Source organism: Desmonostoc muscorum LEGE 12446 (genome assembly GCF_015207005.2).
Taxonomy (GTDB): Bacteria; Cyanobacteriota; Cyanobacteriia; order Cyanobacteriales; family Nostocaceae; genus Nostoc; species Nostoc muscorum.
Map to the genome: position 1 here is coordinate 110,796 of NZ_JADEXS020000001.1, position 11,721 is coordinate 122,516.

Consider the following 11,721-nt stretch of genomic DNA (forward strand, 5'->3'; position numbering starts at 1 on the left):
TAAAAGAATATACTTTTTAACTTTTGCAATCTAACCATACAAGTTTTACGCTCCCATGTAACTGTATCATTCTTTTTCAAACTGGTATAAAAATCCTGGCATTGCTAAATTTAGGGATGATTTTTAGTTCACGCAAAGGCAAGGCAGCGCGGTCTTTTTGGTTTCCACACAGGAGCAACTGCCGCGCAAAGACACAAAGAATCCACCTTTAGCCTTTGTCAAAAATCTCAATTCATCCCGCATTTATGCAACGCCAAAATCCTAAATGGTATGATTTTTTAGACTGTTTCTAAAGCAGCTTGGCGAAAACGAATTGCTGTCCCAGTGTAATTTGCAGCCCAACCTTCAGGGCTGGTAAAATAGCGGATTGCTTTCAACCGTCGTGCGGGAGTCACACAGCCCCAATGTATGGTTCCTGCTGGTAGATTAATATAATCTTCTGCCTGTAAAGTCAGTTCTACCTGACTATCATCAGGTCGCACAAAACCAAAAACGCTTTCTCCATCAATGATGTAACGTACTTCATCATCAGCATGAGTATGAATTTTGACATAATCTTTGAGCAATGCATCCAAATTAGGTATCTCTGGATGAACAACAACTAAATCCCGCCTTTGATAGCCTGCCGTTTCTTTGATTTGCTCAAAATACCCGTCTAAAGTTTTTAGTACTTCTTCTTCTTCTTCTTTATTGAGACTGTCTTTTGCTAGTAACCGATGCAATTGAGGATTATCTCCTAAAGTCCAGCGATTGAGTTGAACTTTTAAAGATGCTAATTCTTGGGCAATATCTTTGAATTCGGTATAAACTGTCCCATCTTCTAGTTTAAGAATCGCCATAATTTACCTCACAAAAAGTTCAAAAATTTATCCAACAGAATAGAGGCGTCAGTCGTCAGAATTCAGCAATGTTTTCTGTATGACTGGCGGATAGCGTAGCGTAAAGCCTTCTCTACGAGAGGCTGCGCCAACGCTTAGAGCGAGTACTCGAGCGTCGCGTCTGAATAATCGGCGTTTTTGCACCCGCACCAAATTTTCAATTTGGTGGTCAACAAGACAGTCGGGGATTCAGACCCGCGACTGATTGATTCTGACTCCTGAATTCTGACTCCTGAATTCTGACTCCTGCTGTATTTCCCACCCCAGCCAATTGATTCACAACCAAGCTTGTTGGTCTACTACAGGTGGATTAAAGCTCAGTAAGCCGCCATCAGTTGAAGACAGTTTGCCTACCCAGCTATCAAAAGATCCGATGTTTTTTGCTCCCAAAGAGGCTTCAGTGACGCCTGTAACGAAGACATGACCAAGATTGTCAACAGCAATATCATACCCTTTGTCCAGGTTAGATGTTCCAAACTGTGTAATCCACTGCTGGTTACCATTGGCGTCATATTTAGCTACCCAAGCATCATCAGAACCAGCATTCACTCCCCCTAAGTTACCATCGGTAGCACCAGTTAAATAGATATTGCCAAACATGTCTGTGGCAATTGCAAGAGCGTTATCATCCCCAGCAGTTCCCAACTGCTTTGTCCATTTCTGATTACCATTGGTGTCATATTTAGCTATCCAAGCATCATAAGAACCAGCATTAGTTCCACCTAAATCACCGCTAGTTAATCCTGTAGCATAGACATTTCCCGATTGGTCGGTAGCAACATCCCACGACCAATCAAAAACTGAAGTTCCAAACTCTTTAGACCACTGTTGGTTACCATTGGTGTCGTATTTAGTTATCCAAGCATCATAAGAGTCAGCCGTGAGTCTGCCAGAATTATCTTGAATCCATCCAGTAGCAAAGACATTGCCTGAATGGTCGGTGGTAACGCCAAAAGATAACTCAAAGCCAGGAGTCCCAAACTGTTGAGACCACTGCTGGTTACCATTGGTATCATATTTGGTAACCCAAACATCATTTTGACCTTGATTCTGATCTCCAAACAGATTGCCACGAGTGTATGTTGTCACGTAGACATTGCCAGAATCATCAGTAGCAATTTTATAGCTATTGTCAAATCCAAAAGTCCCAAACTGTTGAATCCACTTTTGGTTACCATTGGTGTCGTATTTGGCTATCCAGACATCTCGTTCTATCCCCGCATTAGCTTTGCCTAATGAGCCAAAGGTGGTTCCGGTTACAAAAATATTACCAGAGCGATCGCTGGCAATACCAAAAGATTCATCTCTGGCAGAAGTTCCAAACTGGCGAACCCACTGCTGGTTACCATTGCCATCATACTTAGCCACCCAAGCGTCTCTATCCCCAGCATTGAGTCCTCCCAAGTTACCATCGGTAGCTCCAGTCAAGAAGACATTACCAGAATTATCAGTAGAAACACCAAAAGAGTAGTCAAGTCCAACAGTACCAAACTGCTTAACCTCCTTGAAGTTTGACTCTGGAGGCGGTGCATTTCCTACAAACTGAAAGTAATTTCCAGTAAGATTTAAATTAGAAATTCCTGGTATGAGAGCAATAATATCAGGTCTAGAACCTTTCTTAAAGATTGCGGTTCCTTCTCCAGATAGTTGCAGCTCAGAAAAATTCACCAGAACGTAGTCGCTTTGATTACCATGCAGCTGAATTTTATCCTCGTTGGGATTAAAATCTACAATTGAAGCTAAATCCTTTGTACCTTTGCCGACATAGTAAACATTTCGCCAATCACCAAGAATAAATCTGTCTTTCCCAACATCACCGACGAAGAAATCGAAATCTCCCCGTCCAGGATGAGCCGAACCAGGATTAACACCAAGAATGACATCATTGCCTTCTCGACCAGCAATGATATCAGGATGTGAAGTTCCAGCAAGAACTTCGGAATCACTGTAAGGTGTACCAACTACAACAAAATTTGTAATTAAGGCGCGAACGTTTTCTGGAAGAGTCGGACTCAATAAAATACTATTTTGCAGTCCAGCTCCAAACTGATCTTTAATAAATGAACTAGCAAACAAGAACAGTTGCAAATGGAAGTAATCTCGAAAGTTTAGTCGAATACTATTATTTGTTGTTTGATGATTTATTGGGTGAGTCAGAACGTTATTTAGCAGGATGCCAGTTAGACTATCTAGTACTCCAGCTATAGCCTCGTTTTTTAAGATTCCAGTCAGACTATCACTCTTAAACAGTGCATTAAAACACTTTGGTTGTTGATTACGATTCATGTAACTAGCCTCAGCTCCATCAGATGTAGAGGATGGGGTATTCAGCACCCCTAATTGTGAGATGATTGGAAAACAGTAGAGTGCGATCGCTTAATATCCCTGTTGTATCAGTCTTGAAACTTTCAGCGAAAAATTCACTTTTCTTGCGTCTTAGAGGATGTTTGCAAACTCTCCCATTGTCTTACAGCAATTTTCATGTATTTGAACCACATCTGTCGTAGGGGCACAGCATTGCTGTGCCCTTACCGCGTGGTCTATTTACCTGAAAAATACCTGAGCGACTAACTTTAAAACATCCTCTTAGACACATAGAAGAGGGATATCGTTGAATCAGCTATGATGCCCAAATCGAATCACCCGCCGTGAGGTTCACCAATTTGCCACTCACCTCCCAAAGTTCCGCAGCTTTTTTCTTGTCATAAGACTCTTGAGAAGATGCAATCTCTTTCAAACCGCTGAAATACTTAGCCGATATACCTTGTAGTTGCGGGTCAAGAACAAGCCTTGCCATAGCTTGGCCAGAAGTGCTGGGACTATTGGCATTGACACCCAACAAGCGAAGTAAAAAGGCTGACGATAGCGCAAAGCGCAGCAATGGGTTATATTGTCGAGTTAATTCTGTACCAGGTACAGCCCCAGGATCAAAAGCATTCACCGTAATTGGGTGTTCCAGCGTGCTATGTCCTTGAGATTGGAGCCGATGCGCCAACTCATAGGTACATAAAACATTACAAAGTTTTGAGGTCGCATAGCGTCTCATACCACTTCTGGCAGGACTTTCCTCTAAAGCAGTAGGGTCTGTTTCTGGCCGTGCTAAAAACTCTGGGTGACGATAGCGTGGCGGTATGATTTTACCTTCTAACTTGTCTGGATCGTGAACACCACTACTAACAAAGACAATCCTCGCAGGGGCAACTAAATACTTCAATAGCAGATTGACTAGTAAAAAATGCCCAAGATGATTGACGCCGAATGTTGTTTCAAAACCATCTTTAGTGTGTGTCGTACCAGTCACAATTTGGATACCTGCATTACATACAATCGCCCTTAATGGTGGCAGAGTATCACGAGTTGCAAAATCTTGAGCAAAGGCGCGGACTGAAGTTAGGAAACCTAAATCCAGCGTCATAGCTTCAATATGCTCATTTCCCGTTTCGCTAATTAGTTGTTTAACTGCCGCAGTAGCTTTGATTTTGTCCCGACTGGCAATAATAATGTGCCAATCTTGATTAGAACTAGCAATGGTTTTTGCACAGTGGTAACCGAGTCCGGTGTTACCTCCCGTGATAATTACAGTCTTACGTGTCGTGATAGTTTGTGATGCCATTATGTCAACGATGATTAGTTTGTCATTTGGTCACCGATGATATTTAGTTTAACAACTCGCTCCAAATAGTTTTTCTAATCGGTCTTTGACAGCTAATATAGTCTTTGGCATATCTTGGCTGAGGACGTATTCAACCAGCGCTATTGGAAAGATACGTTTTGGTATAACTAAAAGTTCATAACTTAAATTTACTCCAGTTTTTTCTCCTAACAAGCAAGGATCTAATCGCCAAGAACCAAGGAAGCTTTGAAAATCTCCTTCAACAAGATATTCACGAATTTCATGGGGAAAATTTTCTTCGATATCCATGATCATATGAGCTTTGAACTGTAAGCCCATGAACTTTTTTTTCAGAATTTGATCGAGACGAATGTTTCCTGTGGGATGTTCCAGTCTTTGAATTTGAACTAAATTGCTCATGAATTCTGGAAAAGCTTCATAATCTGTTAAGACTTGCCAGACTTGCTCCAAAGAATAGGGAATTTGGATTTTGGCACTAAAGCGCATTTTTCGTCCTTCTAACCGCTCTATTTTTCCTTTTACTGCTTGGAGAAGGCTTGGGTCATTAGCTAAATCTGAGGTTTCTGATTGCAGTTCCGTCTCAATATTGTTCAAGGCTGTTTCTGATACGTTGCTCATTTTACAACTCCTATAAATTAGTTTGAATTCAATGGATTTATGGATTGAGTTTTTAACCGCAAATGTGAAACTTAGGGAAAATTTAAACTAAGGGAACTCCAAGAAATAAATTATCTAATATTGTGGGGTGCCACACCACAAGAGTTAATTAGATGTTTTTTCTTTGGAATTCCCTAAAAAAATCAACTAGGCACGGCTAAAAGCTTTTGCGATCGCTATACAGCAACTCCCTCTACGATACTGATTGCTAAGGGAGTTGAAATTACTCGTCGTAGTTGAAATCCTGCCTTTTCAAAAAGGTTTTGGAAATCTTCTCGACTTCTTTGGCGTCCGTCGTGAATGAGCATCATATGCAAATCCACCATTGTTCCTGGCTTTTCTGTGTCGAATTTTTCCACAACTTCTTCCGCAATCAAAATGCGGTTTCCTGGCTTCATGATTTTACGGACATTCGATAGAATTGCCAGAGAATTTTCCTGATCCCAATCATGGAGAATGTCTCTTAAAATATAAGCATCGCAATCTTTACAATCATTCGGCAGACCTTGGAAGAAGTTTCCAAAAACCGTTTTAATCCGTCCTTGAACTCCTCGTTCTTTGAGATAATACTTAGCTTCTTCTAAAACGTATTCATCATCAAGTAGTACTGCTTGAAGATGAGAGTGTTGGCTGAGGATTTCAGCTAAGAGGGTTCCTCTACCTCCACCTACATCACAAAGCTTTTGCAAATCTTGAAAAGGATAAGCGGCTGCAACAGCGGGAGCATCCAATGCTGTTCGGCTACCAGTCGAAGCTGCGAAAGTTCTTCCCTCGTTAGGATTTTTTCGTAACCATTCCCAAAAAGACACTTGATGAATTTTTTCAAAAGTGTTCTTACCAGTAATGATTGCCTCTTTAACATCTACCCAGCTATCAATGATAGACTTGGTTCCCATATAATCAGCTACGTCTCTGAGTGAGCCGGGAACATCAGTTATTAAAGTTTTTGAAAGCCGATTGTTTTCAAACTTCCCATCTTTTGTAATTTGGAAAAATCCAATTGTAACTAAACCACGCATCATCCGATGCACTGCATCAGAGTTGGCTCCAATAAGTCCCGCTAATTCCTCGCTACTCATTGGGCGTTCATGGAGATAATCTGCAATCCTCCAATGTGCTGCTGTATGCAACAGCATTGTAGACGCAGCACCAATAATGTGGTCGAATACTGTTAGCTGTGGCGGCAAAATAGCTTGTGCAGCACCGAGCAAAAATTTGTGTACTGAAACCAAAAATTTGATGACAAAACGTGGGGGTAGTTTAGGTGAAGATTGTTGCATATATTTAACTCCAAGGTGATTAATTGAATATTCAATAAGCTACTGCGTTGATATTATTTAATTCTGGGGAATTCCCATTGGTTTTTAGTGGAGGCAAAAAACCGCTATCTCTGAAATACGAAAAGTAAGTATTTAGTAATTCAGAATCTATGGCTGGGCAAGCAATAGAAGTTTCTGCTAATCCATGTAAAGTGTTTTTACAATCAAAAACTGGCATTTTAACAGCCTCAAGCATGGAATCAGAAAAAAATGGAGAAAGAGTATATAATTCATTGGTCTGGGAAACTTTAATTTGGCTCATTAATTCAGCTTTCCATTCGTTATAGGAAAGCTGCTTAAGTGAATAGCCGAGAGAGCAAATCCGGTTAATCCATTCGTTCCATTTTAGAGGTTGGGGATTTACTAAATGAAATGCTTTACCTTGCGATTCATTGCGTCTTGAAAGATAAACGATTGCTTTACTTACGTAGTCAATCGGCGCACTCGCAACTATTATATCTAAATCTATCGGTACGCTTCCGAGTTGAATGCATCCCTTGATAATCTTGCACAAGTGATCATCATGATTAAAAACACCTGTTTTGCTGTGCCCTTCTGTATTTGGTCGATGAATCGAAATCGGTAATCCTCGCAATTCTGCAAGCCGGATTAATTTTTCAGCAACCCATTTACTTTGAGCGTAGCCATTATATAATGTGCCGCTGTTCTCCAAAATTTCGTCTTCTGGGATGACACTATGACTGCTATTTGGTGATGAGAATAAACCTACAGTTGATATAAAGTGTATTGGTTTGACTTTGTTTTGGCAAGCTAGGCGAATAATTTCATGAGTGCCAAAAACATTTGCCGCTTTCAATGCATTGTAGGGATAAGTCCATTTGACTAATGCACCACAGTGATAAATAACGTCAATTTCATTGGACATTATTTGGAAGTGTTCGCTTTCCAGACCTAAAAGTGGTTGAGTTAAGTCTCCAAGGACTGGAATAATTCTAGCTGTTTTACTTTCATCCCAAATCAAGTAAGATTCAAGATTTTTTTGAATTCTTTGCTTTCCTTGTATTATATCATTTGCTCGGACTAAACAATAAATATTTGCTTGAGTTTGCTGAAGAATTTCATCTAATAAAAATGCTCCAACAAATCCAGTTGCTCCAGTCAAAAAGACAGATTTTGGCTGATCGATAAACCCAATATTTTTGGTTGTGGGATAGATTTCTGGAGCTAAATTAGCTTCGGCTTTTAGTTCTTCAACTGTCATGCCAAAACTTGCCAAATTAGTCAGTACGCTTTGCTGATCAATCTCTTTTTTGCTCTGAATCCGCTTTAATAAAAGTTCGCGTTTGGTTGGAGAAAGAGCAGTAATCCGCTGTGAAATATCACTCATCAAAAATTTCCTTCTACATCAATTGCTTTTTAATCATGTTTAAATGCTATTAGCAAGCATTGCCTCTGCCTCAGCTTCTGAAATATTTTCTAGTTCTGCTAATGCTTGTGATAATGTTTCATCATCTGCATATTCAAGACTCGGCTCTAATTTTAGTAGCTGCAATACAAAGGTTGCGAGTTGGGCGATGTTACTTACCTCAAAAAACTTGGTGATTGGGACGCTAACCTGCAAGTCAAGTTCAATCTGATTTTTAATTTCAACAGTAACTAAGGAATCTAGCAGGGAATTAAGAGATTGCTGGGCGTTCAAATTTGACACAGGAAGTTGCAGCACTTTGGCTAATTCTGTCAGTAAATAATTCTCCAGTATTGTTAGACGTGCCTCTGGTTCAGCATTGAGAAGTTTCTCTCTAGAAAAGTTACTTGGTTTCTTTTGATTCCTGCTATTATTACCTACAATAGCAGCCCGTTGTAGAGCTTCTCGACTGATACGTTTTAACTGTGCATTGATAACTTCTGCTACAATGTTTCCGGCATGATTAAATAACTGAATGTTTCCTAAAACAGTTTCTTTGTAATCTTCTTGGTGATTACTGAGTTGTAACTTGGCTTGGCCCCAAAAAGATTTTCCTACACAATCATAGACTCGGAAACTTTCAAAACCTCCTAGTAAATAATTATCAGGTAATGTGGCAGGAAAACTAGCTCCTAAAAGTTGAAAGAAGGAATCAAAAATCCCCAATGGCAGTTGATATAGGTCATCATGATCTGATTCTGTCTGTGAATCTTGGATTTCTCCTAAAGCATTCCCATCTTGCCGCCAGAGGCGTTTTAATCCTTGGCAACTGGGGCCTAAATTAGCTCCTCGCTCTGCTAAGACTCGGTAGAATTCAGATACAGACATTTCTTGTGAGTATTCTGCTTGAATTTCTGCAAAATTAGGAGATTGTTGTTCTGATGCAGTAGTTTCTACGTCACTGAGATTAATTTCTCCAGATGCAATTAAGCTCCAAAATATTTGCTGATTGTCTTCATCTGTGACGCGACTAAAAATTTGGATTAAGGCTTTTGACGAATCCTCAGGAGTGACAATAAATTGTATGGTTTGAGTTTCTTGCTCTGTAAATATCAATGGTCGAGAAATGAGAAAGTTATCTACAACATGAATTTTTTTGCCAAAAGCCTCGGCGGCGGCGGCAAATATCATCTCCAAGTAAATGGAGATGTTCATTACAGGCATCCCTTCAATACGATGATCCTTCACAAAAGGTAAAGAATCGAGATTTAAATCAGACTCTAACTGAATTTGCTTGAGGGGTGAATGTAACCGTCTATGTAAAAATGGATGAGTTAGCTTTTGTGCATAGCTTACTGTTGCTTGAGGAAGATTTTTCGCCGTTTTCAGCCAATATTTTTGCCGTTCAAAAGCATAGGTGGGTAGTGAAAGGCGATGGCGTTGGTAGTCGCTGTCAAATCCCTCCCAGTTGATATTGTGGCCTTGAATATAGAGAGTACTTAAGCTCTGCAACAACACTTGCCAATCTTCTTCTTGCTGATCCAATGAAGGTAACCAAGTACCAAATTCTTGAGGGAGAGATTGCTCGGCAATATCCATTAAGATAGGTTTTGGACTAATTTCGAGAAACAGCTCGCAACCCTGTGTTTGCAGTGTTTGTATGCTTGTAGAAAGCTCGATTGGTGCATCAATTTGACGATGCCAGTACTCAGCTTTGGCAATAATGTCTGTGGCTAATTCTCCGGTTAAGCTAGAAACTATGCTAATATTTGGAACCGAGTAGCTAACTTCTGCTGCTATTGCTGCAAAATTATGGGCAAATTGTCTACCACAGATTAAACGCAGTGCATCTTTAAGGCTAAACACTCCAGCAATGCAAGCTGCTACATACTCTCCTACACCTTGACCCATAACTGCTGTAGGTTCTATGCCCCAAGACTGCCATAATTTTGCTAGAGCATACTCCAAAGCAAATAGAGCTGGTTGTGCATATGCGGCATCTTCTAGGGCTGAGGTATTTCCTGGTTGAGGATAAAGTATAGATAAAAGCGATCGCTCAAGTAAAGGATACAGCAATCCATCACACTCGTCTAAGGCTTGACGGAATATCGGCGCTTGCTCATATAGCTGGCGTCCTTTGCCAATGTACTGGGAACTTTCACCAGTAAACACAAAAGCTATTTTAGGTTGGTGATTACATGGCTGCAACACTGGCTGTGGCTCTGTAACAAAAGCATTCAGATGTTGACGCAGCTGTGTTGATGATTCAGCCACCATTGCTAAACGATAGTCGAAATGCGATCGCCCCGTATTAGCTGTAAAACAAATATTTGCCAAAGATGCCGATGGATGAGCTGTAATGTAGTTCTCAAATCTGCTAGCTAGTTCCTTTAAGGCTGCTGCACTTTTGGCTGAAAGTGTCAATAAATGCCGGGATCTTTCTAGTTCTGCTACCACGACTTGACGCACTGGCGCTTCCTCTAATATCAGATGAGCATTTGTGCCACTCATCCCAAAAGCACTAATTCCGGCTATCCTTCGTTCACCTGCTGTTACAGTCCAAGGAGTTGCTGTTGTGGGAACTTTTAAATTATTCTCTTGCAAAGAAATATGAGGATTCACTTTTGTTAGGTGCAGATGTGGAGGTATTTCAGCGTGCTGCATAGCCAGTACTACTTTTATCAGACTTGCTATGCCGGCGGCAGGTTCTAAGTGACCGATATTTGTTTTGACTGAACCCACTATCAGCGGTTGCTCCTTTGGGCGTCCTTTACCCAACACCGCCCCTAAAGTTCTCACCTCGATGGGATCTCCCAGGGCTGTACCTGTTCCGTGGGCTTCTACATAGCTAATTTGAGCTGCGTCTACCTTGGCATTTCCTAAAGCCTCACGAATCACTGCCCGCTGGGCAAGTCCATTGGGAACTGTCAAACCACTGCTGTGACCATCATGGTTGATTGCCCCACCGCGAATTAATGCCAGAATATTATCACCATCGGCGATCGCATCACTGAGGCGTTTGAGAATGACTATGCCACAACCTTCACCTCGCCCGTAACCATCAGCACTAGCATCAAAAGTTTTGCAACGGCCATCAACTGCTAAAGCCCGCATCCTGGACATGGCGATCGCCCCTTGGGGTGATAACATCAAGTTGACTCCACCAGCTAATGCTAAACCGCATTCTTCAGAACGCAGACTTTGACAGGCTAGATGGACGCTCACCAGGGACGATGAACACGAGGTATCTACTGCTAATGTAGGCCCATGCAAACCGAGAAGATGCGATAAACGGCCAGCCGCAATGCTAAAGACATTACCAGTGGCACTGTAAACATCAATGCTACTCAGACCAAGTGGTTGTAATAATTGTGAATAATCACTGTTACAAATCCCAATGAAAACTCCGGTTTTACTCCCAGTCAATTTATCTGGTGCTTGCACGGCGTTTTCTAAAGCTTCCCAACTGACTTCTAGTAATAACCGTTGCTGAGGGTCCATGCTGGCAGCTTCGCGGGGGGAGATATTGAAGAATTGGGCATCAAATTCATCCACTGCAACATCTAAAAATCCACCTTGCCGCACATACATCTTGCCAGAAGCTTCTGGATTTGGGTTGTAGTGTGCATTTACGTCCCACCGAGATGAAGGAATGTCTTGAATAGCATCTACTCCATCGTGTAATAATTGCCAAAAAGATTCTGGGTCATTAGCTCCACCAGGAAATCGGCAACTCATACCAATTATGGCGATTGGTTCTGTTTTCTTGCGCTCGATCTTATCGAGCTTGGATTGCATTTCTTTGATGGCTAAAGCAGCCCGTTGTAGTGGAGATAGTTGCTCAAGATTTTCTAAAGATGTTTTCAT

The 11,721-nt window shown here is 41.2% G+C and carries 7 protein-coding genes; all 7 read right to left on the reverse strand.

What is annotated here, in order from left to right; all coding sequences use genetic code 11:
* Nucleotides 1-278: 278 nt before the first annotated feature.
* Nucleotides 279-839, reverse strand: coding sequence for a 1,2-dihydroxy-3-keto-5-methylthiopentene dioxygenase (locus tag IQ276_RS00410; protein WP_193912905.1), 561 nt, complete (start codon nucleotides 837-839; stop codon nucleotides 279-281).
* Nucleotides 840-1,154: 315 nt separating this feature from the next.
* Complete coding sequence (locus IQ276_RS00415) at nucleotides 1,155-3,164, reverse strand: SBBP repeat-containing protein (protein ID WP_193912907.1); 2,010 nt, start codon at nucleotides 3,162-3,164, stop codon at nucleotides 1,155-1,157.
* 334 nt (nucleotides 3,165-3,498) lie between these two features.
* The gene (locus tag IQ276_RS00420) at nucleotides 3,499-4,491 is read right to left on the reverse strand and encodes an SDR family NAD(P)-dependent oxidoreductase (protein ID WP_193912909.1); all 993 of its coding nucleotides are present in this window, start codon (nucleotides 4,489-4,491) and stop codon (nucleotides 3,499-3,501) included.
* A 48-nt stretch (nucleotides 4,492-4,539) separates the two neighbouring features.
* The gene (locus tag IQ276_RS00425; protein ID WP_193912910.1) at nucleotides 4,540-5,130 is read right to left on the reverse strand and encodes an SRPBCC family protein; all 591 of its coding nucleotides are present in this window, start codon (nucleotides 5,128-5,130) and stop codon (nucleotides 4,540-4,542) included.
* A 215-nt stretch (nucleotides 5,131-5,345) separates the two neighbouring features.
* Complete coding sequence (locus IQ276_RS00430) at nucleotides 5,346-6,449, reverse strand: methyltransferase (RefSeq protein WP_193912912.1); 1,104 nt, start codon at nucleotides 6,447-6,449, stop codon at nucleotides 5,346-5,348.
* 31 nt (nucleotides 6,450-6,480) lie between these two features.
* Nucleotides 6,481-7,836, reverse strand: coding sequence for an SDR family oxidoreductase (locus tag IQ276_RS00435; protein ID WP_193912914.1), 1,356 nt, complete (start codon nucleotides 7,834-7,836; stop codon nucleotides 6,481-6,483).
* A gap of 39 nt (nucleotides 7,837-7,875) precedes the next feature.
* Nucleotides 7,876-11,721: a beta-ketoacyl synthase N-terminal-like domain-containing protein gene (locus tag IQ276_RS00440; protein ID WP_193912916.1), complete on the reverse strand. Its 3,846-nt coding sequence runs from the start codon at nucleotides 11,719-11,721 to the stop codon at nucleotides 7,876-7,878.

Coding starts and splice junctions, on each gene's coding strand:
- IQ276_RS00410 (WP_193912905.1), bottom strand. CDS start 839: ATGGCGATTCTTAAACTAGAAGATGGGACAGTTTATACCGAATTCAAA.
- IQ276_RS00435 (WP_193912914.1), bottom strand. CDS start 7,836: ATGAGTGATATTTCACAGCGGATTACTGCTCTTTCTCCAACCAAACGC.
- IQ276_RS00430 (WP_193912912.1), bottom strand. CDS start 6,449: ATGCAACAATCTTCACCTAAACTACCCCCACGTTTTGTCATCAAATTT.
- IQ276_RS00425 (WP_193912910.1), bottom strand. CDS start 5,130: ATGAGCAACGTATCAGAAACAGCCTTGAACAATATTGAGACGGAACTG.
- IQ276_RS00420 (WP_193912909.1), bottom strand. CDS start 4,491: ATGGCATCACAAACTATCACGACACGTAAGACTGTAATTATCACGGGA.
- IQ276_RS00440 (WP_193912916.1), bottom strand. CDS start 11,721: ATGAAAACATCTTTAGAAAATCTTGAGCAACTATCTCCACTACAACGG.
- IQ276_RS00415 (WP_193912907.1), bottom strand. CDS start 3,164: ATGAATCGTAATCAACAACCAAAGTGTTTTAATGCACTGTTTAAGAGT.